Raw genomic sequence first — 23,521 nt, forward strand, 5'->3', positions numbered from 1 at the left:
CCGGTGCTCAGAACCACCCTGGCCGGGCTGCGAGCCCACAAACTCCGGCTGCTGCTCACCTCGCTGGCGATCACCCTCGGCGTCGGCTTCATCGCCGGCACCTTCGTGCTCACCGACACGATCGAGGTCGGCTTCCGGCAGAAGTTCACCGCCGACGCGGCCAAGATCAGCGTCGCGGTCTTCCCGAAAGCAGAGCAGAACGCCCAGGAACTCCCCTTCATCCCGGCGGAAACCCTGACCAAGATCAGGGCGGTCCCCGGGGTCACCGACGCCCAGGGCCTGGTCAGCGGCCCGACCCCGCTGCTCGGCAAGGACGGCAAGGCGGCGGGCAACTTCCCGACGACCGGTCTCTCGGTCCCCTCAGGGCCGCTCAATCGCGTCGTCCTGACCAGCGGCGTCGCCCCCGCGAAGCCGACCGACGCCATCATGGACGACAACACCGCCCAGACCAGGCAGTTCGCCATCGGCGCCACCATCACCGTGCTCGACGCGAAGGGCGCCAAGAACGACTTCACCCTGGTCGGGCTCTTCGACACCGGCGTGGACCAGCAGCTCGGCTACACCGGCGCGATCGGCTACACCACCGACACCGCCCAGCGCATGATCGACGCCAAGGGCTTCCGCGAGGTCGACGTCGCGGGCGCGGACGGCGCTGACCCGGCCCAGCTGCGCGACGCGGTGGCCGCGGCCATCGGAGCGGGCTACGAGGTCAAGACCGGCAGCGAGTACGCCGACGAGCTCGCCCTCCAGAGCAACGTCGACACCGGCTACCTCACCCTGATGCTGCTGCTGTTCGGCGTGATCGCGATGTTCGTGGCCGCGCTGGTGATCTACAACACGTTCAACATCCTGGTCGCCCAGCGCACCCGCGAGATGGCGCTGCTGCGCTGCATCGGCGCGACCCGCGCCCAGATCTTCGGCTCGATCCTGCTCGAATCCGTCGTGGTGGCCGTGCTCTCCTCCGGCCTGGGCCTGCTGCTCGGCCTCGGCCTGGGCGCGGGCGCGATGGCCGCTCTGGGCGTGCTGGACGCCCCCGTCCCGGTCGGCGCGGCGATCGCCCTCACGCCCCGGACGATCATCCTCGCGGTGGTGATCGGCCTGGTCGTCACGGTCGGCGCCGCCCTGCTCCCGGCCCGCGCCGCCACCCGGGTCGCCCCTATCGCGGCGCTCCGCTCCCAGGTCGAGGAGCAGACCTTCAAAGCCGGTCTGGTACGGACCGTCTTCGCCACCCTCTTCCTCCTGGCGGGCACCGGCCTGACCGTGGCCGGCGTGACGACCGGCGGCAGCCAGGAGTCGCTGATCATCATCATGGCCGGCGGCGGGGTCTTCTTCCTCGGCGTGCTCGTCATCAGCCCGGTCCTGATGCGCCCGCTCGCGTCGTTCGTCGGCTGGCTCCCCAGGCGGCTGTTCGGCGTCCCCGGCAAGCTCTCCGTCGACAACGCCCGCCGCAACCCGAAGCGGGCGGCGACCACGACCGTGGCCCTGACCATCGGCGTCACCCTGATGACGCTGATCTCGGTGATCACGGCCACCACCCGGGCCACGGTCAAGGCCCAGCTGGACGCGCAGTTCCCGGTCGACTACATGATCTCCGACCAGCGTGGCGGCGACTCGCTCGTTCCGCGCGCGCTGGCCGACCAGCTGCGGCAGCGCCCCGAGGTCGGTTCGGTGATCGAGATGCGGCGCGCGGACGCCCGGCTGGCCGGCCCCGACGCGGCCCTCGACACCAGCCGCTACCAGGTGGGAAATTTCCCGATCGCGCCGGATTTCCGGCCGCAGGCGACCACGGGCTCGTTCGGCGACCTCGTCGCCGGCACCGCGGCCCTGAACGACGACGTCTCCCGCGACCTGGGCCGCAAGGTGGGCGACACGCTCCAGCTGACCACCAAGGAAGCCGGACCGGTCACCTTGAAGATCGTCGCGACCTTCGACCGGGAGAGCACCGACCAGGCGCCGATCACCCTGCCGGACGCGGACTTCGAGCGCTATTTCGGCCGGCTCGACAACGCCGGCGTCTACGTGAACGCGAAGGACGGGGTCGCCTCCGACGTGGCCCGCCGGGCGGTGGAGGCGGTCGCGCAGCCGTACCCCACGGCGCTGGTGGTCAGCGCGACCGAGCTCCGCGGCGAGTTCGACGACGCCCTGGACATGATGCTGATGATCTTCGGGGGGCTGCTGGGCCTGGCGATCCTGATCTCCATCCTCGGCATCGCCAACACCCTGTCCTTGTCCGTGCATGAACGCACCCACGAATCCGCTTTGCTCCGCGCCCTCGGCCTGACCCGCCCGCAGCTGCGCCACATGCTCTCCCTGGAGGCCCTCCTGCTGGGGCTCATCGGCGCGCTGATCGGCATCACGCTGGGCACGGTCTTCGGCTGGGCCGCGATGCAGACCTTCCCGTTCGAGGTTCTGTTCCGCGCCCCGGTCGACCAGATCCTCGTCTTCCTGGTCCTCTCCGGCCTGGCCGGGGTACTGGCCGCCCTGCTCCCCGCCCGCCGCGCGTCCCGCGCCTCCATCGTGGACGCCCTCGCCAGCACCTGACCGACCCATTCGCGCCCGCTCCCGGACACCCGGGGAGCGGGCGCTCGTCATGTGGTCGGCAAACACAGGCTGTTCTGAGGATTCTTACCGGGAGTGAGTGGGGGGTGGTCCCTTAACCTTGGGAAGCATGTTGGACGGGAGCATTGGGATCTTTGACAGCGGCGTCGGCGGGCTGACCGTGGCGCGGGCCATCATCGATCAGTTGCCGCATGAGTCGATCTTGTATGTGGCGGACACCGCGCGGCAGCCGTACGGGCCGAAGAGCATCGCGGAGGTCCGGGGCTACGCACTGGAGGTGATGGACCACCTGGTCGAGCATGAGGTGAAGATGCTGGTGATCGCCTGCAACAGCGCCAGCGCGGCCGTGCTGCGGGACGCGAGGGAGCGGTATGACGTGCCGGTGGTGGAGGTGATCCAGCCGGCCACCCGCCGAGCCGTGCGGGCGACCAGGAACGGGCGGGTCGGGGTGATCGGGACGCGGGCCACCATCGAGTCGATGGCCTACCACGACGCGTTCGCGGCGGCGCCGCACGTCGAACTGGTGGGGGTGGCCGCGCCGCGGCTGGTGGAGTTCGTCGAGCGGGGGGAGACCGACAGCGACGGGCTGATCGAGGCGGTGCGCGAGTATCTGACGCCGATCCTGGCGGAAGGCTGCGACACGCTCATCCTCGGCTGCACCCACTATCCCCTCCTCATCGGAGCGATCTCCTACGTCGCGGGGGACGGCGTGACGCTCGTGTCGAGCGCCGAGGAGACCGCGAAGGACGTCTATCGCGTGTTGCACGACCGGGGGCTCAACCGACCGGCGGCGGTGCCGAAGCACCGGTTCCGCGCGACCGGCGATCCGGCTCCGTTCGCCCTGCTGGGACGGAGGTTCCTGGGGCCGGAGATCCAGGCAGTCGAAATGGCGGCAGTCGGCGACGTACCCGAAATCGTGGACGTCTCCGCGAATGGGAGGTCGGTGTGAAGCTCACAATCGTCGGGTGCTCGGGCAGTTTCCCGGGGCCGGACAGCCCCGCGTCCTGCTATCTGTTCGAAGCGGAAGACTTCAGCCTGGTCGTCGACTTCGGCAACGGCGCGCTCGGCGCCCTGCAACGCCACGTCGGATTAGACCAGGTGGACGCCATCTGCCTGTCCCACCTGCACGGCGACCACTGCCTCGACCTCTGCCCCTACCACGTCGTCCGCACCTACTCCCCCGACGGCCCGTTCCCGCGCCTGCCCGTGTACGCCCCCGCCGACGCCCCCATCCGCCTCAACCGCGCCTACGGTATGCCCGACGAACCCGCGCTCGAAACTGCGTTCGACTTCCATCCCCTCGCCCCGGGAACCCGCCAGATCGGCCCGTTCGAGGTCACCACCGCCCTGATGAACCATCCCGTGGAAACCTACGGATTCCGCATCTCCTGCGGCGGCCGCTCGGTCGCGTACTCCGGCGACACCGGCGAATCCGCGGAGCTGGTCCGGCTGGCCAGGGACGCCGACATCCTGCTCTGCGAGGCGTCCTTCCCCGACCTCCCCGACCTCCCCGCTGACCTGCACCTCAACGGCCGTCAGGCGGCCGAGCACGCCGCCAAGGCCGAAGTGGACCGGCTGATCCTGACCCACCTCGTCCCCTGGCACGACCCCGTCCGCATCCTGTCCGACGCGTCGAACGCGGGCTTCACCGGCCGGATGGAGTTGGCCAGAAGCGGTGCGGTCTATGACCTAGGGTGAAGCTCATGGCTCGCTCTGATGGACGTTCTCCCGACCAGCTCCGGCCCGTCACGATCACCCGGAACTGGCTCGCCCACGCCGAAGGCTCGGTCCTCGTCGAGTTCGGCGGCACGAAGGTGCTCTGCGCCGCGACGGTGGAGAGCGGCGTGCCGCGCTGGCGCAAAGGCAGCGGCCTCGGCTGGGTGACGGCGGAGTATGCGATGCTGCCCCGCGCCACCAACACGCGCGGCGACCGCGAGTCGGTCCGGGGCAAGATCGGCGGCAGGACCCATGAGATCTCCCGCCTGATCGGCCGGTCGCTGCGCGCCTGCGTCGACTACAAGGCGCTCGGCGAGAACTCCATCATCCTGGACTGCGACGTGCTCCAGGCCGACGGCGGCACCCGCACGGCCGCGATCACCGGCGCCTACGTGGCGCTGGCCGACGCGGTCGGGTGGATGCGCAAGAAGCGCATGTGCCCCGGCGACCCGCTGGTCGACTCGGTCGCGGCCGTCTCGGTGGGGATCGTGGGCACCACGCCGCTGCTGGACCTCTGCTACGTCGAGGACGTGAAGGCGGAGACCGACATGAACGTGGTCATGACCGGCAGGGGCGCGTTCGTCGAGGTGCAGGGCACCGCGGAGGGCGCCCCCTTCGACCGGAACATCCTGGACGAGCTGCTCGACCTGGCCGCGGCCGGCTGCGCCGAACTCACCGAACTCCAGAAAACCGTTTTGGCCTGAGCGCGGCCGTAACCCACCATTGAGGTCGCGTCGGTTGGTTTAGGGGATGAAATGACACGTCTGGTGCTGGCGACCCGCAACGCGGGCAAGATCGTCGAATTCCGCCGGATTCTCGAGGAAGCGCAGGTGCCCATCGATCTGGTGGGCCTGGAGGCGTTCCCCGAGATCGGCGAGGTGGCCGAAACCGGCCTCACCTTCGCGGAGAACGCGCTGCTCAAAGCGCACACCGTGGCCAAGGAAAGCGGCCTGCCCGCGATCGCCGACGACTCCGGCCTCTGCGTCGACGCCCTGAACGGCATGCCCGGCATCTTCTCGGCCCGCTGGTCCGGCTCCCACGGCGACGACCAGGCCAACCTCAACCTGCTCCTGGCCCAGCTCACCGACGTCCCCGACGGCCGCCGCCAAGCCCATTTCACCTGTACGGCGGCGCTCGCGCTCCCGTCGGGCGAGGAGCGCACGGTCGACGGCATCATGCGCGGCACCCTGATCCGCGAGCCGCGCGGCGGCAACGGCTTCGGCTACGACCCGATCTTCGTCCCGGACGGCGAAACCCTCACCACGGGCGAACTGGCCGCCGCGGAGAAGGACGCCATCAGCCACCGGGGCAAGTCGTTCCGCGCCATGATTCCGGTAATCATCGAGGTCCTGGGCGGGTGAGCCCGGCTCGTAACCCGCTCGTAAGATCTTCTGTCGCCCGGCGGGCGTAGGTTTCGGCTGTGGAACCACGCACTCGCCTGCCCGCCTGGGCGGCCGCTCTGGTCGGAGTGACGGCCGGCGCGGTCGCGCTCGGCGTCGCCCAGCTCGTCGCCGGAGGTCTCGGCGAAACCTCGGCGATCATCGCCGTCGGAAACTCCGCCGTTGACCTCACGCCGCTCTGGCTGAAGGAATGGGCGATCCGCACGTTCGGCGAGAACGACAAGAACGTCCTGATCAGCGGCATCCTCGCGGTCATCGTCCTGTTCGCCGCCACACTCGGCCTCCTCTCCCGCCGCCGGGTCGGCTTCGGCGTGACCGGCCTGTATCTGTTCGGCGTGGTCGGCATGGTGGCCGTCCTCTCCGGCGCGGAGGCCGGACCGTTCGCCATCCTGCCGCCGCTACTCGGCGCGGCCGCGGGCGCGATGGCGTTGTCCTCCCTGTTCCGCCGCCTGGAACCCCCGCCGTGGGCCGAATCCGAACGCGCCGCCGCGGAACGAGCCGAGCGCAAATCGGAACACGCCGCCGCCGAACGAGAACTGGCCGAGCGCGAATCCGAACACGCCGCCGCCGAACAAGAGCCGGTCGAGGGCGGATCCGACCGCGCCGCCGAACAAGAGCCGGCCGAGCGCGAATCCGAACACGCCGCCGCGGAACAAGAGCCGGTCAAGGGCGGATCGGACGCGGAGATGCCCCCGGTCATGCGCGCCGGATCTGATCTGTACGCGTTCAACCGCCGCAAACTCCTGACCGGCGTCAGCGTGGGGCTCGGGGTCGCCGGCGTGTCCGGAGTCGCGGGTCAGCTGCTCGCCGGCCGCAACGACGTCTCCGCCGAGCGCACGGCCATCGCCAAGGCGCTGCCCACCCCCGCCACGCCCCTGCCGCCCCTCCCGGCCGGAGTGGACTTCAAGCTCCCGAACCTGTCCCCGTTCACCACCCCCAACCACGACTTCTACCGCGTGGACACCGCGCTGGTGGTGCCCTCGGTGGACCCCAAGTCCTGGAGCCTGAAGATCCACGGCATGGTCGACAAGCCCATCGAGATCACCTTCGACGAGCTGCTCAGACGCCCGCTGACCGAAGCCGACGTCACCCTCACCTGCGTCTCCAACGAGGTCAACGGCCCCTACGTGGGCAACGCCCGCTGGCTGGGCGTGCGGATGGCCGACATCCTCCGCGAGGCCGGCCTGCACGCCGACGCCGACATGCTGCTCAGCACCTCCACCGACGGCTTCACCTGCGGCACCCCCGTCGACATCGTGATGGACGGCCGCGACGCCCTGTTCGCCATCGCCATGAACGGCGAGGTCCTCCCCGTCGCACACGGCTTCCCCGTCCGCCAGGTCGTCCCCGGCCTGTACGGTTACGTCTCCGCCACCAAATGGGTCACCGACATCAAGGTCACCCGCTACGACCTGGACGAGGCGTACTGGACCCCACGCGGCTGGTCCGCCAAGGGCCCTATCAAGACCGGCTCCCGCATCGACGTCCCCCGGAACAAGGTCAAGCCCGGCCGCAACACGATCGCCGGCGTCGCCTGGGCCCAGCACCGCGGCATCGAGAAGGTGGAAGTCCAGGTCGACGAGGGCGAATGGCGCGTCGCCCGCCTGGCCGAAGTACCCAACCTCGACACCTGGCGCCAGTGGGCCATCGAATGGGACTTCACCCCCGGCCTCCACAACATCCGCTGCCGCGCCACCGACGGCACCGGCCAAACCCAGACCGCCAACGGCGCACCCCCCGCCCCCAGCGGCGCGACCGGCTACCCGTCGGTCCTGATGGAGGCCGTGTGACGGGAGGCGGGTGAACGCCGGCTCTCCCAACACGCACTTCGACGGCCGCAGGGTCGGCACACGGCCGTCGGTTCACCGCGCGACCGTCTGATCAGCACGTCGCCGTCTGATCGACACGCGGCCGTCGGAGTCGGCACGTCGCCGTCTGATCGCCATGCGACCGTCTGATCAGCGGTTCTTGGGTTGGCCAGTGGAGCGGCATGATTTGGGAAACGCGCCTTGCCCGGCTGAAACGGCCCCTACGATCGACAACCTGAGGGGGAGGGGCCTGCAGTTGGTTTTCAGGGGGATGGCCGATCGTCAGTCCCGGTGGCGGCTGCCGTCCGGCGTCTACAACCCCGTCGTTTCGGGTGATGGCCGCCGCTGGCGTGATTACGAACAAGCCGCCGAGACGCCGGCCCCGACGCTGGAGGATCGCCCGCCCCGCCCGCGAAGTCCCGGCCCGTCCGTCACCGACGACTGGTTCGACCACGGCTGCCGCCCGCCCCGGCTGGACGAGGCCAGGCCGTACGGGATCGCCGGCGGTCTGGCCAGGCCCGACCCGCAGACCCAGCAGGACCTGCTGCAGGCGGCCGTCGGACGCTTCCCCGACCCGCGCGGCACCTGGATCCGGCTGATCAACGCCGAGGGCCCGACCGAGGACCCGTTCCGCTCCACCAACGCGATCGACTGCGCCCTCGCCGTCATCTCCACCTGGCACGGCGAACCGGCGGTGGCGGCCCCACGCCAGCCCGAGTACGACCGGGTCGGCAAGCCCGTCCTCTCCGGCGAGACCGGAGGCGTGGCCAGGGCCGAACAGTGGCTGGGCCACCGGTTCGAGTATCTGGGCCAGGGCCGCCGCGCCTACCTGACCATCGCGCAGCGTCTGCTCGGCGGCGGCCAGGGCGCGTCCGCGATGCTCATCACCCGCTGGCCCAACGGCGGCAGCCACGCCTGGAACGCCGTGAACTCCCGCGGCGAGGTGCTCTGGATCGACGCCCAGCGCGGCCACATGGCCGTCGAACCGCCGTACGAGAACGTCACCGGCGTCTTCTGCGTCATCATCGACCACAGCGGCCAGCGAATTTGACCCGCCCACACCCGGAGCGTGCGCGATGAGCCCCGAAAGCGCACGAGCCCTGGCCGAGGAGTACTTCAACGGCGGACGCCCGCAGGCCGTCGAGGTCTCCATCCACGCCTTCGACGCGGGTTACATCGCCTGGCCACACGATCCGACCTCGGAAGACCCGACCTCGTTACCGGCCACCGTCGGCGGCGCCTGCATCGTCATCGACCGCCAGACCGGCGAGATCTCCATCCGCCCCCTCCTCACCCCCGAACTCGTGGCCGAACAGTGGCCCGACCGAACCCCCCGTTAGGCCCGTTACCCCGCCGGACCCGTCAGACGCCATCGAACCCCGTCAGGCCCGGGTCGGACCCCGTCGGACCTCCTCGGGCCCGGCCGAACCCTGTCCGGCCCGGTCGGACCCCCTGTCCGGCCCGGTCGGACCCCTCGGGCCCGATCGAACCCCCAGTAGGCGCGACGGCGCCCGGTCGGGCATGGCCGCCTTCGGTTAGGCGCGGCCGACGCGGGCCAGTTGGCGGGATTGGGCGACCAGTCGGCCGGTGGAGTCGTGGACTTCGACGTCCTCGTCGAACCAGTCGTCGGAGATGAGGCGGCCGGAGGCGCGGATGGTGAGCCAGCCGGGGGCGGGGAGGGCGCGGAGGTGCCAGGTCAGTTCGACGGTGGGGGCCCAGCCGCGGAGGCCGGCGGAGAAGGCGACCGGGGGGAGCGCGTCCACCGCGAGGGCCAGGACGTAGGGGTCGGGGGCCTGGGGTTCGGTGAGGCGGAAGTAGGCGCGGGATTCGGGGTGGCGGGTGGGGGTGGAGTTGAGCCAGCCGATGGTGGGGGGGTCGAAGCGGAGGTCGGTCTGGGCGTTGAGGGTCATGCCGGATTCGGGCTTGGGGGCCGGGAGCTGGACGCAGTCGGCCAGGGGGGGCATGGGGGTGGTGGGTGGGGTCGTGTAGAAGGGCTCGGCGTCGGGGGTGAGGGTGGCGGTGGTGATGAGAGCGGCCAGGTAGGGGTCGCCGTGCTGGGTGAGGACCGCCTGGGTGACCGTGGTCGTACGGCCGGATTTGAGCGGGGTCAGGTGCACGACGGCCGGGCCGGGGCGGGCGGAGCGCAGGAACTGGGTGCTGGTGCTGACGGGGTGCGGATGCGGGGACGCGTCGACCGTGGCGCGCAGCAGGGCGGCCATCAGGTAGCCGCCGTTGAGCGGGCCACCGATGGCGTAGCCGTCGTCCAGACACACCTCGTACGTCGTCGCGTCGACCCGGATGGCCTTCGTCGCCTCGTCGAACCTGGTCACAGAAACCCCCACCAGTACCGAATGTTGTTCTGGTGGATACCTTAGGCCATATCCCTTCTTGGTCGGTTCATTAGCCACCTGATCAGGGAAAACGCGGCATCCATGGGCAGACTCCCAATGGGGGGATGATCTATGTTGGGTGCCCGCGATCTGATCGGACAATCCGTATGGGACATACACGGAATCTGGGTCGGCCACGTCGTCGACGTGAAGATGATCCGCGAACGTAGCAGCTGGTTCCGGAGACCAGACGAGCCGGAAACAGCCGGTCTGCTCGTCTCGTGCAACCGCGCGCCCTGGCTCATGGGCGTACACCGAGACGCCAACGGCAAGATCACCGGAACACTCCAGAACTTCACCCGGCTGCTGTACGCCCACAGCAAGGTAGTCCCCTGGGACCTCATCGAGTCCAGCGACAGCGGCGAAATCCACCTCAAAGGACCAGGAAAAGATCTCAAACGGGACTAACATCAAGCGCTCTGCAAGCGGACCGCAGGCAATGTGGCATATTTTCAAACTCGCCGAGATAAACCCCCTTCTGTGAGTTGAGAGAGATGCCTGCCGAGAACCCCCCCGGTTTCCCGTTCCCCGAGAACCAGGACCCGGATCGGACCGTCCACTACCGAACCCCTCAGCCGTCCTACGGCCAGCCCTACGGTCAACCGGAGGGCGACCAGCCGACGCGCATGGCGTACCCCGGACCGGCAGGGCAGGATGACGCGGCGACCCGCATGCAGTACCCCGGCCAGGGCCAGCAGCCGCAGTACGGCGACCAGACCCGGGTCGACTACCCCCAGAACTACCAGGACCAGCAGTACCAGAACCAGCAGTACGGCCAGCAGCCCTACGGCCAGCAGCCGCAGTACGGCCAGCAGCCCTACCAGCAGCAGCCCCACCAGCAGTGGCAGCAGCCCGAGGAGCTCGGCTACGGCCTCCCGCCCGTCCAGCACGCCCCCCAGCCCAAGCGCGGCGGCATCGGCCGCGGCTGGATCATCGCGCTGATCGCGGCCGTCCTGGCCGGCATCGTCGGCGGCGGCGGCTTCTACGTGGTCTCCGCGCTCAGCGGCGGCGGCACCCAGCCGCACGAGGTGTTACCCGGCAGCGCGTTCGCCTACGTCCGCCTGGACCTCGACCCGGCCGCCAACCAGAAGCTGGCGCTGTTCACCATCGCCCGCAAGTTCAACGCCACCAAGGACATCTTCAGCGGCGACGACCCGCGCCAGGCGCTGTTCGACTCGCTCGCGCAGAGCAGCCCCAACTTCAAGGGCGTCGACTACGCCAAGGACGTCGCGCCGTGGCTGGGCAGCCGCGTCGGCGTCGCGTTCTCGCAGCCGGGCAAGGCGGCGGAGGGCGAGCCGCAGGCCGCCCTCGGCGTCGCGGTCGCGATCCAGACCAGCAACGAGGAGGCCACCCGCGCCTTCCTGCAGAAGATGGACGCCAAGGAGAAGCAGAAGACCGGTTTCGCCTTCCGCGACGGCTACGTGATCCTGGCCGAGAGCCAGGCCGAAGCCGACAAGTACGCCGACGCCCCCACCCTGGCCGACAACCCCGACTTCTCCGGCGACATGGCGGCGCTGGGCGAGCCCGGCGTGCTGTCCTTCTGGGCCAGCGCCAAGCCGATCCTGGAGTCCGGCATGACCGGCGTCGTCGACCAGACGATCAGCGACCGCCTCAAGAACGGCCGCTTCGCCGGCGCGCTCCGCTTCGACGGCGACTACGCCGAGATCACCGGGATCACCCGCGGCATCGACACCACCCTCACCAGCGACCTGGAGGCCACCCGCCTCGGCGAGCTGCCCGACTCGACCGCCGCCGCGATGTCCATCTCCGGCCTGGGCGCCGTGCTCAGCGAGCAGTGGACCGAGATCCTGAAGGCCAGCAACGCCAACGGGGGCGCGCAGCTCAACCAGTTCGTGGCCGAGGCAGAGCAGCAGTTCGGCCTGACCCTGCCGGACGACCTGGCCGCCCTGCTCGGCAAGAGCATCACCGTCGCCCTGGACGAGAACGGCCTGGACGGCAACCTGCCGAACGTCGGCACCGTCCTGTCCACCGACCCGGCCAAGGCCAAGGAGGTGCTGGAGAAGGTGGAACTCGCCTTCGCCAACACCGGCACGCCGGTCCAGCTGGCCAAGAAGGCCGGCGACGGCAAGCTGGTGGTCGCCACCACCGAGGAGTACGCCGCCAAGCTCGCCGCCAACGGCACGCTCGCCGACAGCGAGACCTTCAAGCTCGCCATCCCGAACGCCGCCGACGCCAACTTCGCCCTCTACGCCGACCTCGACAAGATCGAGAAGCTCTACCTGAACTCGCTCCAGGGCGAGGACCGGGCCAACCTGGAAGCACTCCGCGCGGTGGGCCTCAGCGCCCAGTACTCCGGCAGCGAGGTCGGCTTCACCCTCCGCCTCATCTTCAACTAGTCGACCACCCTCGGTGCCCGGCCGGGCCTCCCGCCCAACACCCCGGCCGGAAACCATAAGAAACGCCCGTCTCCCCTGAGAGTTGGAGACGGGCGTTTCGTTCGACAGCTTACCTAAGCGGTTTTCCGAGTTCCGGCCGCCATGCCCTGGACGGGACTACGCCCAGAGCTGGCCTTCCAGCCGATCCTCCGCCTCGTTCAGCGTCCCCTCGTAGGCGCCGGTCGACAAGTACTTCCAGCCGCCGTCGGCGACGATGAACACGATGTCGGCCCGCTCTTCCGCCTGTACGGCCTTGCGCGCCATCCCCAGGGCCGCGTGCAGAGCGCAACCCGTGGAGATGCCGGCGAAGATGCCCTCCGCGCCCAGCAGCTCGCGGGTGCGGGCCAGTGCGTCGGCGGACGACACGGAGAAGCGGGTGGTCAGCACGGAGGCGTCGTAGAGCTCGGGGATGAACCCTTCGTCCACGTTCCGCAGCCCGTAGACCAGTTCGCCGTAGCGGGGTTCGGCGGCCACGATCTGCACGCCGGGAACCTGCTCGCGCAGGTAACGTCCGACGCCCATCAGCGTTCCGGTGGTGCCCAGCCCGGCCACGAAATGAGTGATCGTGGGCAGGTCTTCCAGGATCTCGGGGCCGGTGGACTCATAGTGCGAGCGCCAGTTGGCCGGATTGCCGTACTGGTAGAGCATCACCCAGTCGGGGTTCTCGGCGGCCAGCCCCTTCGCGACCCGGACCGCCTCGTTGGAGCCGCCCGCCGCGGGCGAGGAGATGATCTCCGCTCCCCACATCCGCAGCAGCTGCCGCCGCTCCTCCGAGGTGTTCTCCGGCATCACGCAGATCAGCCGGTACCCCTTGAGCCGCGCCGACATGGCCAGCGAGATCCCGGTGTTCCCCGAGGTGGGTTCCAGGATCGTGCAGCCCGGGCTGAGCAGCCCGTCCTTCTCCGCCTGTTCGATCATCCACAGCGCGGGCCGGTCCTTGATCGAACCGGTCGGGTTACGATCCTCCAGCTTGGCCCAGATCCGCACCTCGTCCGAGGGCGACAGCCTGGGCAGGCCGACCAGGGGCGTACGGCCGACCGAATCGATCAGCGAGTCGAAGCGCATGCCGGCTCAGCCACCGGCGACGGCGGGCAGCACGGTCACCGTGTCGCCGTCGGTGACCGGGGTGCCGAGGCCGCCCAGGAAACGCACATCCTCGTCGTTGAGGTAGACGTTGACGAAGCGGCGCAGTTTGCCCTCGTCGACCAGGCGTGCCCGCAGACCCGGGTGCCGGGCTTCCAGGTCGCCGATCAGCTCGTCCAGCGTGGCGCCGGAGGCGTCGACGGCCTTGGCGCCGTCGGTGTAGGTGCGCAGGATGGTAGGGATGCGAACCTCGATGGCCATCTCGGGTCATTCTCCTTGATCAGTTGTCGTTATGTGAAACACAGGGATACACGCACGGATTCCTGCGTCAGCGACAGTCGTAGACGACGACCGATCGAGTATGCGCGAAGAGGAACTTCTGCACCGCCGAGAACATGGCCCCAGTTTAGCCGTTCGACTCCAGGATCTTGACTTCCTCCTCCTCGATGACCCCGTCCACGATCCGGAACGATCGGAACTGGTCGAACTCCGTGGAGTAGAGGACGTAGTGCGCGAACGGCTCGGAGGCGTAGCTCACGTCGGTGCGGGACGGATAGGCCTCGGTGGCCGTGTGCGAGTGGTAGATCACCACCGGCTCCTCGTCCCGGTCGTCCATGTCCCGCCAGACCCGGAAATGCTCCATCGAGTCGAACCGGTAGAAGGTCGGCGAACGCTCCGCGTTCTCCATCCGGACGAAACGCTCCGGCACCCCGTCCCGACCGGCGACCACGCCGCAGGCCTCGTCCGGGTGATCCGCGCGGGCGTGCGCCACGATCTGGTCGACCAGCTCACGTGAGATCGTCAACATGCCGGCAAAGCTACCAAAGGGCCCGGACGAGCGTGTCCTGGAGGTAGGTGAGCCAGTCGTAGGTCACGAACGCGGGATAGCGCGGGTCCTCCTCGGACATGCGCGCGATCTCCTCGTGCACCTCCTCGGTCACCTCCAGCCGCACCCCGAGCATCAGCCGGACGTCGTTCAGCGCCCGCATCCAGGCCCCGGCCTCCTCGGTGGTCAGCTCCACCTCGCCGCCGGCCGCGGTGTCGATCAGGGTGATCGCGTCGGCCCGCTTGCCCTCGCGCAGCGTCGCCTCGGTGTAGCGGCGGAACTCCCCCGCCGCCTCGTCATCCTCGTACGCCGACGGGAACAGCCGGGCGAGCACCGGATCGCTGGGGACCTCGGCCGCGCCGATGCCGAGCGCGCGCTGCAGCGGGTCGTCGCCGGTGGTGCCGGGCTCGACCAGGCCGAGCACCAGCCCGACCAGGGAGCGCAGCACCGACGCCTCGGCCGCGTCCAGCCGGATGGAGACGCCGGTCTTGGTCGGCTTGAACCCGGTGCTCATCAGGAATCCCGCTGGACCGTGGCCCACAGGCCGTACGAATGGAGGATCTGCACGTCGCGTTCCATCTCCTCGCGGGTTCCGCTGGACACCACGGCCCGGCCCTTGTGGTGCACGTCGAGCATGAGTTTCTCGGCCTTCTCCCGGGTGAAACCGAAGACGCTCTGGAACACATACGTCACATAGGACATCAGGTTGACCGGGTCGTTCCAGACGATGGCCAGCCATGGCAGATCGGGCCGCACGTCGATTGCCGGACGCTCGACCTTCATTGGAGCGGTGCTACCCACATCCCCAATCCTGCCCTACCGCGGTCGTACTCTCGACTCGTGCAGATGACCATGAACACGGCGTTGCTTACCGACCACTACGAATTGACCATGCTGCAGGCCGCGCTGGCCAGCGGAGCCGCCCATCGGCGCGCGATTTTCGAGGTTTTCGCGCGGCGGCTGCCCGCCGGGCGGCGTTACGGCATGGTCGCGGGCACCGGACGCATCCTTGACGCAATCGAGAACTTCCAGTTCGGACCGCAGGAACTGGCCTTTCTCCGGGACCTGGTCGACGCCCCCACGTATGACTTCCTCGCTAGATTCCGGTTTTCCGGGGATATATACGGATATCGGGAAGGTGAGACGTACTACCCGGGGTCGCCGATCATGGTGGTCGAGGGGCCCTTCGCGGAGGCCGTCCTGCTGGAGACGGTCGTCCTGTCGATCCTCAACCACGACTGCGCCATCGCCTCCGCGGCCGCGCGGATGACGCGCGCCGCCGGGGACCGCCCGATCATCGAAATGGGCTCCCGCCGCACCCACGAACGCGCCGCCGTCGCCGCCTCCCGCGCCGCCTACCTGTGCGGATTCGGCTCCACCTCCAACCTGATGGCCGGTCTGGAGTACGGCGTGCCCACCGCAGGCACCTCCGCCCACGCCTTCACCCTGCTGCACGACTCCGAGGAAGCCGCCTTCCAGGCCCAGCTCGCCTCCCTCGGCGCGTCCACCACCCTCCTGATCGACACCTACGACGTGGCCAAAGCCGTGAAGACCGCCGTCGACCTGGCCGGACCCGGGCTGGGCGCGGTCCGCATCGACTCCGGCGACCTGGCCACCGCCGCCATCGAGGTCCGGCGGCTCCTCGACGACCTGGGCGCCCACCAGACCCGGATCGTCGTCACCAGCGACCTCGACGAGTTCGCCATCGCCGCCCTGGCCGCCGCCCCCGTCGACGGCTACGGCGTGGGCACCTCCCTGGTGACAGGATCCGGCGCGCCCACCGCCAACCTCGTCTACAAACTCGTCACCAGAGAGGATTCCACCGGCGCCCTCCAGCCGGTGGCCAAGAAGTCCGTCGGCAAACCCAGCCGGGGCGGCCGCAAATGGGCCTACCGGGCGCTACGCGACGGAACCGCGACCGCCGAGCTGGTCACCCTCGCCCCCGACGAGCACGCCGGACGCCCCCTGCTGGTCCCGCTGGTCCGCGACGGCGCCGTCGTCGGCCGGGAGCCTCTCCCCGCGGCGCGGGCCCGGGTGCGCGCCTCTGTGACGGAATTACCGGCAATAGCGCACAGCCTCTCGCCCGGGGATCCCGCGATCCCTACTATCTTTAAGTGATCGTGGGAGAGCGGCGCATGAGGACGACGCCGGTCTCCCACGATCTTCTACGCTGGCTTCATGCCTACCGCGCTTGTCATCGTGGACGTGCAGAACGACTTCTGCGAGGGCGGCAGCCTGCCGGTCGCCGGCGGCGCCGACGTGGCCGCGGCCATCACCGAACACCTGCGCACCCACCCGTATGACCACGTCGTGGCCACCCGCGACTACCACATCGACCCCGGCCCGCACTTCTCGGCGACCCCCGACTACGCCCAGACCTGGCCCGCCCACTGCGTGGCCGACACCCCCGGAGCGGACTTCCACCCCGCCTTCGACACCACCAAAGTCCAACAAATCTTCAGCAAAGGCGCACACTCCGCCGCCTACAGCGGCTTCGAGGGCACCGCCCCCGACGGCGCCACCCTCGACTTCTGGCTCCGCTCGCACGCCGTCACCCACCTGGACATCGTCGGCATCGCCACCGACCACTGCGTCCGCGCCACCGCCCTGGACGCCGTCCGCCACGATTTCACCGTCCACGTCCTGCTCGACCTCACCGCCGGCGTGGCCCCCGCCACCACGGCCGCCGCCCTGGCCCAGCTCTCCGACGCCGGCGCCCACCTGACCGGCACCCCCGTCGTCCACCCCTGACCGGTACGCCAAAATCGGTGAGTGTCCAATACTTGCCGGTTCTTTGAGGAATGTCCGTGTTCGCCGTGAGCAGCTCGGAACTGCTGCGAGCCCTCCAGGAGAGAGCCTCCCGCGCCCTCCCCGCCGCCCACATCGAGCACTCCGAAGGCTGGTGGCTACGCCACGCCCCCAACTGCTCCTGGTGGGTGGGCTCGGTGCAACCCCACACCGACACCAGCCCAGACGAACTCCCGCAAAGAATCATCGACGCCGAAAAGTTCTACGCCACCCACGGCGCGACCACCCGATTCCAGATCACCCCGGGAGCCTGCCCCGAACACCTCGACACCGCCCTCGCAACCCGCGGCTACCACCGGCAAAGCCCGATCTCATTACAGGTGGCGTCAACCACACGGATCCTGGAACCGACACCAACGCCCGCGCCCACGCTACGCATTCATGTGCACGACCGACCGACATCTGAATGGTTCGAAACCTGGCACTCCGTGCACACCCATGCCGACCCCCATTCCGAGCGCGCCATGCTCGACCGGGTAAAGGACCCCAGCGCCTACGCCTCCGCCCTGATCGGGCACGATGTCGTCGCCGTCGGCCGCACGGTAGCCGACACCGGCTGGGCAGGCGTATTCAACATGGCCACACGCCCCGAAGCACGCGGAAAGGGCGCGGCCCGCCAGGTCCTCACCGCTTTGGCCTCCTGGGCGAGCACCCACGAAGCCGACCACATGTACCTCCAGGTCGAGCCCGACAATCCCCCCGCCCTCCGCCTGTACGAACGCGCGGGTTTCCGCGAAATCTGCCGATACCACTACCGCAACGCGGAGTAACCCCACCCATTCCACCACCCATCGAGCGGGCCGGCCTGGTCGACTTCGAGGCGACCGAAACCCGCCACGCGCCCAAGATGGCTGGCCCGCGCGACCGCGCAGACGCGATGGAGGGCGGCGCGCGCCAATCGTCCCCAGTAGCCACGCACGCCGACCATGCAGACGCGGTGGGGAGCCGCCCGCGCCAGAGACCGGGCACGTGACCTACTTTCGCTGGCTGGCCCAGCGGCGGATCATGGCGATGCGTTCCCGGATCTGTTCGGCCGAGGCCTGGGCGATCGGGGGGCCGCCGCAGGAGCGGCGCAGGTCGGCGTGGATGACGCCGTGGGGCTGGCCGGTGCGATGGTTCCAGGCGCCGACGAGGCCGTTGAGTTCCTTGCGGAGTTCGTGGATGACCTCGTGCGGGGCGAGTTCGGCGGGGGCCGGTTTGGGCTGGCGGCGTTTGGCGGCCTGCTGGTCGGCCTGGCGTTTGCGCAGGAGTGAGGCCACCTGGTCGGGTTCGAGGAGGCCGGGCAGCCCGAGGAAGTCCTCCTCCTCGGGGGAGCCCGACGCGGCGGCGGTGCCGAATTCGCCGCCGTCGAACAGGACCCGGTCGAAGGTGGCGGAGGCTTCGAGCGTCTGGAAGGGGAGCTCGTCGCCGAGGGCGTCGGGCTGTTTCTGCTCACGCTGCGCCTGTTCGAGGAGCAGGTCGTCCAGACCGTCCTCGTCGCGTTTGCGGTTCAGGATGTGGTCGCGTTCGGCTTCCATCTCCGCCGCGAAGGTCAGCAGCAGCGGCACCGAGGGCACGAAGACGGAGGCCGTCTCCCCGCGCTTGCGCATTCGGACGAAACGGCCGATGGCCTGGGCGAAGAACAGCGGCGTGGAGATGCTGGTGGCATAGATGCCGACGGCCAGACGGGGAATGTCGACGCCCTCGGAGACCATCCGGACGGCCACCAGCCAGCGCTGGGTGGAGAGACCGAACTCCTTGATCTTCTTGGACGCGCCGGGGTCGTCGGAGAGCACGACGGTGGCGCCTTCGCCGGTGACCGTACGAAGGTGCTTGGCGTAGGCGCGGGCGGTCTCGTGGTCGGTGGCGATGATCAGGCCGCCCGCGTCGGGCATGCCCCGGCGGACCTCGGTGAGGCGGCGGTCGGCGGCCGTGATGACCTGCCGGATCCAGTCGCCCTTCGGGTCGAGGGCGGCCCGCCAGGCCTGGCCGAGCTGGTCCTTGGTGAGCGGCGTGCCGAGCGTGGCGGTGATCTCGTCACCGGCCCTGGTCCGCCATTTCATCTCGCCGGAGTAGGCCAGGAAGATCACCGGCCGGACGACGCCGTCGGCGAGCGCGGGGCCGTAGCCGTACGAATAGTCCGAAACGCTGCGGAGAGCGCCGTCGCCGTCCTCGGCGTAGGCCACGAAGGGGATCGGGTTGTCGTCGGACCGGAACGGCGTGCCGGTGAGCTGGAGCCGCCGGGTGGCCGGGTCGAACGCCTCGCGGATGCCGTCGCCCCAGGACTTGGCGTCGCCGGCGTGGTGGACCTCGTCGAAGATGACCAGCGTCTTGCGCGCCTCGGTGCGCGCCCGGTGCAGCGCCGGATGCATGGCGACCTGCGCGTAGGTGACCGCGACCCCGACGTAGTCCCGCGACGTCGCGCCCTGGCTGTTCTTGAACTCGGGATCGAGGCTGATGCCGACCCGGCCGGCCGCGTCGGCCCACTGCCGCTTCAGATGCTCGGTCGGCGTGACGACGGTGATCGACCGGATCACGCCGCGGTTCATCAGCTCGCTGGCGATGCGGAGCGCGTAGGTCGTCTTCCCGGCCCCCGGCGTCGCCACGGTCAGGAAGTCGCGCGGCTCCCGCTGGAAGTAGAGGTCGAACGCCTCCTGCTGCCAGGCGCGCAGCTTGGGGGCGGTCCCCCAGGCGGCCCGATCCGGATAAGAAGGCGACAGGTGAGACGCCGCGGACACGCTCACTGCGCCCCCGCTTCCCGCTGATCAGCTGAGCGACCGCCGCCATGGCGGTGGATTCGCTTGCTCACCCGGCCTCCCCGTTCAGTTGTCCACCCGACACATCCCGGCCAGAGTAGCCGCCCCCACCGACAAACACGCCGACCACCGCGGATCCCGTCCCCCGCGCCAGCCGGTCCGGCCGGAATCCGTCAGCGCACGCCCGAGGTGATCAGATCGATGTCAGCACGGGATTCCGGTGTGTCCGGATGCGCCAGCCCGAGCACCACGACCGTCCCCCCGGCGGGCGCGGTGAGAATGGTCACACGCAGGAACGCCGGGCGGTTCACCACGTCCCGGTATTCGGCGTGCAGCGCCCGGGTGTGCCCGGTCCGGCCGTCGACGGTGATCGCCTTGTCCTCCACGACGTCGACCGTGTCGCCGTGCAGGAGCAGCCGCGAGTACAGCTCGGTGAGCTCCACCAGTTCGGGCCGGATGGCGGCCGCGTCCAGCGGGTCGCCCGGCCGGAGCATGGCGATGGCCAGGTCCCGGTTGCTGGCGACCGAGGTGAACCCGGTGACGGGCGCCAGCACGCCCTGCCGCCAGCCCGGCGGGAGCGGGTAGCTGACCCCGGCCAGGTCGTCGCTGACGGCGACCGTCTCCGGGGGCTCGTCCGGGCGGCCCAGCACCGCCAGCACGAGCACGGTGACCAGCGCTCCGGCCGTCAGCAGCGCCAGCGCGGCGAGCAGCAGGGTGACGGCCCAGCGGGGCAGCCGGCGCGGCGGGGCGGTCGGCGTGCCGTACCAGCGGGCGGAGGGGGGCAGGTCCTGGTCTGGCTCGCCCCGATCGGTGGGTGGCCAGACCCTCCCGTCGTCCATGCCAGGAGTAATTCACGCCCGGGCCGGAACGGTCAATGCGGGTCAGACTTTCGGTATGCGGTAGGCCGTCCACATCTGCCGCATCCGCTCCGACTGGCCTGGGGTGAATTCGGACATGCAGCGGTCGAAGCTGTAGTCCATGTAGTTGTGGATCGGGTCGGTGCCGGGGATGCCGGGGCAGCTGTCCTTGGCCGACGGGCAGCCGTCGGTGGGGTGGCCCTCGGCGGGGGTGTCGTCCACCGAGTCGCCGGGCGCCTCGCAGCCGTTCTCGAAGGTGTGCAGCAGCCCGAACCAGTGCCCGATCTCGTGCACCCCGGTGAAGCCGCGGTCGAAGTTGCGCAACGCGCCGCCGGGCAGGCTGCGCCAGTCGATGACGACGCCGTCCAGCCTGGGGGTGTCGGGGAACCAGTGCGGATAGGTGGCATACCCCAGCACGAGCTCGCTGAGCTGCCCGACGAACAGGTTGAGCGTCTCCCCGCCGCCGCGCCTGAGCAGGGTCTTCATCGGCTCCTCGTGGCCGAGCGGGTCGCGGAACCAGGCCTGGTTACGGGTCCTGGTGATCCCCTTGAGCACGAACCTGATCCCGGTGTCGGTCCCGCCGAACCCCCCGCCGTAGGCCGTGTTGAGGGTCGCGACCTGGCCCTTGACGGCGCTGTCGGACGCGCCGCGCTGGCCGTCGGTGAGCACGTGCACCCAGATCGGCACGTCGATCTGCGCGGCCACCACCCGGGAGGACAGCCGTTCCCGCAGCTCCCCCTCGACGCGGGCGAGCTCGGCGGCGTCCGGCTCGCGCGGTTCGCCCCGCGCCATCCGGGCCGCCCGCACCGCGCACTCACGATCCGCGACGGCGGAACCCGGCACCAGGCCCAGCGTGAACAGGCATGCCAAAGAGACGGCGATCGTACGCCGGGCCATTCGTTTCCCCCGATACGACTGGTCGGTCCAGCCTCCACACGCTAGCTGGATCGGACCTGGTCAGCGGGGAGCGACACTCAGTCGTCGTCGCCGGAGGGGAGACCTTCGTAGATCTCCTTGCACTCCGGGCAGACCGGGTACTTCTTGGGATCCCGGCTCGGCGTCCACACCTTGCCGCAGAGCGCGCGGATCGGGATGCCGGTCACCATACTCTCGGTGATCTTGTTCGCGTCCGCGTAGTGCGAGAAACGCTCGTGGTCGCCGTCCCCGGTCGACAGGTCCGGCGTGACGTCCGCCTCGGGAAGAATCTTCGTACTGCTCATCGCACCGAGTTTAGCCGCAGCCACGGGTACGGCTCCCGCCCGCGGGCGAGAGCCGTACCCGCCGAAAAGCGATCAGCCCACATGCACGGGCGCGCCCTCGGTCTTGCGGCCGGCCTTGACCAGCAGGGCGAGTACGGCGGCGACGATCGCGACGCCGGTGCTCACCATGAAGCCGAGGTGCAGGCCGTCCATGAAGGACAGGTGGGAGGCGTTGGCGATGACGCCGGCCACCTGCTCGGGCAGGCCGGGCGGGGCCATGCCCACCGAGGCCAGGCCCTTGAGGCCCTCGATCTGATCGGGCGGGATGGCGGCCGCGGCCGGGCCGAGGTAGCCGACGTACACGTCGGAGACCTTGGCGGCCACGACGGCGCCCAGGATGGCGGTGCCGAGGGCGCCGCCGACCTGCATGGCCGAGTTCTGCACGCCGCCGGCGACGCCAGCCAGCTGCGGCGGGGCGTTGCCGACGATGATCTCGGTCGCGCCGACGAACACCGGGGACAGGCCGAACGCCAGCAGGGCGAACGGGATGGCGCTGTCGATGAACTCGGCTTCGATGCTCAGCCGGGACATCAGGAACATGGCGGTCGCGGTGATGAGCATGCCGACCGCGATCGGGATGCGCGGCCCGATCTTGCCGATCACCAGACCGGCCAGCGGAGACGCGATGATCATGCCCGCGCTCATCGGGAGCATCCGGACGCCCGACTCCAGCGGGGTGAGCCCGTGCACGCCCTGGAAGAAGAACGTGAGGAAGAACATCGCCCCGAACATCGAGAAGGCCATCAGGATCATCAGGCCGGTGCCGATCGAGAACGACGCGTTCTTGAACAGGGTGAGCGGGAGCAGCGGCTCCTTGGCCCGGGTCTGCCAGAACAGGAACGCCGCGCCGACCAGCACGGTGGCGGCCAGGAAGCCCAGCGTGCCGGGGTCGCCCCAGCCCCACTCGGGCGCCTTGATGATCGCCCAGACCAGCGAGAACATGGTGACCGACAGCAGCACCACACCGGGCCAGTCGACCCGGGCGAGCAGCTGCGTCTTGCTCTCCCGCAGCGCCCACAGGCCCATCACCAGCGCCACCGCGCCGACCGGCACGTTGATGAAGAACACCGACTGCCAGCTCACGTTCTCCACCAGCAGGCCGCCCACGATCGGCCCGGCCGCGCTGGACAGGCCGATGATGCCGCCCCACGCGCCCATCGCCATGTTCAGCCGGTCACCGGGGAACGCGAGCCGGAGCAGCGCCAGCGCGGCGGGCTGCAGCAGCGCGCCGAACAGGCCCTGGAGCACGCGGAACGCGATCAGCGCCTCGACCGAGGAGGTCAGGCCGATGGCGAGCGAGGTGAGCGCGAATCCGGCCACGCCGATCAGGAAGACCCGCTTGTGCCCGAACAGGTCGCCGAGCTTCCCCGCGGTGATCAGGAAAACCGCCAGGGCCAGCAGGTAGCCGCTGGTGACCCACTGCAGGTCGGCCAGGGAGGCGCCCAGTTCCTGGCCGATGACCGGGTTGGCGATGGCGACGACGGTGCCATCCAGCATCACCATGATCACGCCGAGCGAAACGGCGAGCAACGTCAGCCAGGGGCGTCCCTGGCCAGGTTTCTCCGGCGCCTCGGCAGGCGCTGCTAATGCTTGGGCCATGACGGGATTCCCCCCTGTAGAAGTCAACGCGTAGCAATTTATGTCAGTGAGTGACAGATGACAAATCCTTTTATCCGACATAAGG

General features: G+C 69.6%; 24 protein-coding genes. 13 read left to right on the forward strand and 11 right to left on the reverse strand.

Annotated features, from left to right (window positions below):
• Positions 1 to 3: 3 nt before the first annotated feature.
• The 8 genes from Acor_RS20030 (at position 4) to Acor_RS20065 (ending at position 8,823) form a co-directional block, all read left to right on the forward strand.
• The gene (locus Acor_RS20030; protein ID WP_155338216.1) at positions 4 to 2,541 is read left to right on the forward strand and encodes an ABC transporter permease; all 2,538 of its coding nucleotides are present in this window, start codon (positions 4 to 6) and stop codon (positions 2,539 to 2,541) included.
• A 127-nt stretch (positions 2,542 to 2,668) separates the two neighbouring features.
• The gene (gene murI, locus Acor_RS20035) at positions 2,669 to 3,508 is read left to right on the forward strand and encodes a glutamate racemase (RefSeq protein ID WP_155338217.1); all 840 of its coding nucleotides are present in this window, start codon (positions 2,669 to 2,671) and stop codon (positions 3,506 to 3,508) included.
• Positions 3,505 to 4,257, forward strand: coding sequence for an MBL fold metallo-hydrolase (locus Acor_RS20040; protein ID WP_155338218.1), 753 nt, complete (start codon positions 3,505 to 3,507; stop codon positions 4,255 to 4,257). The genes murI and Acor_RS20040 overlap by 4 nt, the downstream gene beginning before the upstream one ends.
• Before the next feature lie 5 nt (positions 4,258 to 4,262).
• Complete coding sequence (gene rph / locus Acor_RS20045; RefSeq protein ID WP_155338219.1) at positions 4,263 to 4,979, forward strand: ribonuclease PH; 717 nt, start codon at positions 4,263 to 4,265, stop codon at positions 4,977 to 4,979.
• 51 nt (positions 4,980 to 5,030) lie between these two features.
• Positions 5,031 to 5,636 (forward strand): RdgB/HAM1 family non-canonical purine NTP pyrophosphatase, encoded by a 606-nt coding sequence (gene rdgB, locus Acor_RS20050; RefSeq protein WP_155338220.1) that lies wholly within the window; start codon positions 5,031 to 5,033, stop codon positions 5,634 to 5,636.
• A 59-nt stretch (positions 5,637 to 5,695) separates the two neighbouring features.
• The gene (locus Acor_RS20055; protein ID WP_246238817.1) at positions 5,696 to 7,465 is read left to right on the forward strand and encodes a molybdopterin-dependent oxidoreductase; all 1,770 of its coding nucleotides are present in this window, start codon (positions 5,696 to 5,698) and stop codon (positions 7,463 to 7,465) included.
• A 289-nt stretch (positions 7,466 to 7,754) separates the two neighbouring features.
• Complete coding sequence (locus Acor_RS20060) at positions 7,755 to 8,534, forward strand: toxin glutamine deamidase domain-containing protein (protein WP_155338221.1); 780 nt, start codon at positions 7,755 to 7,757, stop codon at positions 8,532 to 8,534.
• 25 nt (positions 8,535 to 8,559) lie between these two features.
• Complete coding sequence (locus Acor_RS20065) at positions 8,560 to 8,823, forward strand: hypothetical protein (protein ID WP_155338222.1); 264 nt, start codon at positions 8,560 to 8,562, stop codon at positions 8,821 to 8,823.
• Positions 8,824 to 9,018: 195 nt separating this feature from the next.
• Here the strand turns inward: Acor_RS20065 and Acor_RS20070 are convergent, their stop codons facing one another.
• On the reverse strand, positions 9,019 to 9,813 hold the full coding sequence (locus Acor_RS20070; protein ID WP_155338223.1) for a thioesterase family protein: 795 nt from the start codon (positions 9,811 to 9,813) through the stop codon (positions 9,019 to 9,021).
• Positions 9,814 to 9,945: 132 nt separating this feature from the next.
• Here Acor_RS20070 and Acor_RS20075 point away from each other — a divergent pair, with 132 nt between their 5' ends.
• The gene (locus tag Acor_RS20075) at positions 9,946 to 10,281 is read left to right on the forward strand and encodes a hypothetical protein (RefSeq protein ID WP_155338224.1); all 336 of its coding nucleotides are present in this window, start codon (positions 9,946 to 9,948) and stop codon (positions 10,279 to 10,281) included.
• Between the two features lie 86 nt (positions 10,282 to 10,367).
• A complete protein-coding gene (locus Acor_RS20080) occupies positions 10,368 to 12,230 on the forward strand; it encodes a DUF3352 domain-containing protein (protein ID WP_155338225.1) in 1,863 nt (620 codons plus the stop codon).
• A gap of 156 nt (positions 12,231 to 12,386) precedes the next feature.
• On the opposite strand, the gene Acor_RS20085 is transcribed toward Acor_RS20080, so the two are convergent.
• The 5 genes from Acor_RS20085 to clpS form a co-directional block, all read right to left on the reverse strand.
• Positions 12,387 to 13,334 (reverse strand): PLP-dependent cysteine synthase family protein, encoded by a 948-nt coding sequence (locus Acor_RS20085; protein WP_155338226.1) that lies wholly within the window; start codon positions 13,332 to 13,334, stop codon positions 12,387 to 12,389.
• A gap of 6 nt (positions 13,335 to 13,340) precedes the next feature.
• Positions 13,341 to 13,613 (reverse strand): MoaD/ThiS family protein, encoded by a 273-nt coding sequence (locus Acor_RS20090; RefSeq protein ID WP_155338227.1) that lies wholly within the window; start codon positions 13,611 to 13,613, stop codon positions 13,341 to 13,343.
• Between the two features lie 145 nt (positions 13,614 to 13,758).
• Complete coding sequence (locus Acor_RS20095; protein ID WP_155338228.1) at positions 13,759 to 14,160, reverse strand: M67 family metallopeptidase; 402 nt, start codon at positions 14,158 to 14,160, stop codon at positions 13,759 to 13,761.
• Between the two features lie 10 nt (positions 14,161 to 14,170).
• The gene (locus tag Acor_RS20100; protein WP_155338229.1) at positions 14,171 to 14,692 is read right to left on the reverse strand and encodes a DUF2017 domain-containing protein; all 522 of its coding nucleotides are present in this window, start codon (positions 14,690 to 14,692) and stop codon (positions 14,171 to 14,173) included.
• Positions 14,692 to 14,961 carry an ATP-dependent Clp protease adapter ClpS gene (gene clpS / locus Acor_RS20105; protein ID WP_422664822.1) on the reverse strand — a complete coding sequence of 90 codons (270 nt, stop codon included), beginning with the start codon at positions 14,959 to 14,961 and terminating at the stop codon, positions 14,692 to 14,694. Before clpS ends, Acor_RS20100 begins: the two co-directional genes overlap by 1 nt.
• Before the next feature lie 63 nt (positions 14,962 to 15,024).
• On the opposite strand from clpS, the gene Acor_RS20110 reads away from it, so the two are divergent.
• The 3 genes from Acor_RS20110 to Acor_RS20120 are packed head-to-tail and all read left to right on the forward strand — an operon-like array spanning position 15,025 to position 17,756.
• Positions 15,025 to 16,296 carry a nicotinate phosphoribosyltransferase gene (locus tag Acor_RS20110; protein ID WP_155338231.1) on the forward strand — a complete coding sequence of 424 codons (1,272 nt, stop codon included), beginning with the start codon at positions 15,025 to 15,027 and terminating at the stop codon, positions 16,294 to 16,296.
• Between the two features lie 60 nt (positions 16,297 to 16,356).
• Complete coding sequence (locus tag Acor_RS20115) at positions 16,357 to 16,929, forward strand: isochorismatase family protein (protein ID WP_155338232.1); 573 nt, start codon at positions 16,357 to 16,359, stop codon at positions 16,927 to 16,929.
• Between the two features lie 56 nt (positions 16,930 to 16,985).
• On the forward strand, positions 16,986 to 17,756 hold the full coding sequence (locus Acor_RS20120; protein WP_246238819.1) for a GNAT family N-acetyltransferase: 771 nt from the start codon (positions 16,986 to 16,988) through the stop codon (positions 17,754 to 17,756).
• Between the two features lie 204 nt (positions 17,757 to 17,960).
• Here the strand turns inward: Acor_RS20120 and Acor_RS20125 are convergent, their stop codons facing one another.
• The 5 genes from Acor_RS20125 to Acor_RS20145 form a co-directional block, all read right to left on the reverse strand.
• Positions 17,961 to 19,709: a DEAD/DEAH box helicase gene (locus Acor_RS20125; protein WP_155338234.1), complete on the reverse strand. Its 1,749-nt coding sequence runs from the start codon at positions 19,707 to 19,709 to the stop codon at positions 17,961 to 17,963.
• A 185-nt stretch (positions 19,710 to 19,894) separates the two neighbouring features.
• Positions 19,895 to 20,560 (reverse strand): hypothetical protein, encoded by a 666-nt coding sequence (locus Acor_RS20130; protein ID WP_155338235.1) that lies wholly within the window; start codon positions 20,558 to 20,560, stop codon positions 19,895 to 19,897.
• A gap of 42 nt (positions 20,561 to 20,602) precedes the next feature.
• On the reverse strand, positions 20,603 to 21,475 hold the full coding sequence (locus tag Acor_RS20135; RefSeq protein WP_155338236.1) for a zinc metalloprotease: 873 nt from the start codon (positions 21,473 to 21,475) through the stop codon (positions 20,603 to 20,605).
• A gap of 77 nt (positions 21,476 to 21,552) precedes the next feature.
• Positions 21,553 to 21,798, reverse strand: a complete 246-nt coding sequence (locus tag Acor_RS20140; RefSeq protein WP_155338237.1) for a DUF3039 domain-containing protein — start codon at positions 21,796 to 21,798, stop codon at positions 21,553 to 21,555.
• Between the two features lie 72 nt (positions 21,799 to 21,870).
• Positions 21,871 to 23,436 (reverse strand): DHA2 family efflux MFS transporter permease subunit, encoded by a 1,566-nt coding sequence (locus Acor_RS20145; RefSeq protein ID WP_155338238.1) that lies wholly within the window; start codon positions 23,434 to 23,436, stop codon positions 21,871 to 21,873.
• Positions 23,437 to 23,521: the final 85 nt, after the last annotated feature.

The sequence above is a fragment of the Acrocarpospora corrugata genome, from assembly GCF_009687845.1.
GTDB lineage: Bacteria > Actinomycetota > Actinomycetes > Streptosporangiales > Streptosporangiaceae > Acrocarpospora > Acrocarpospora corrugata.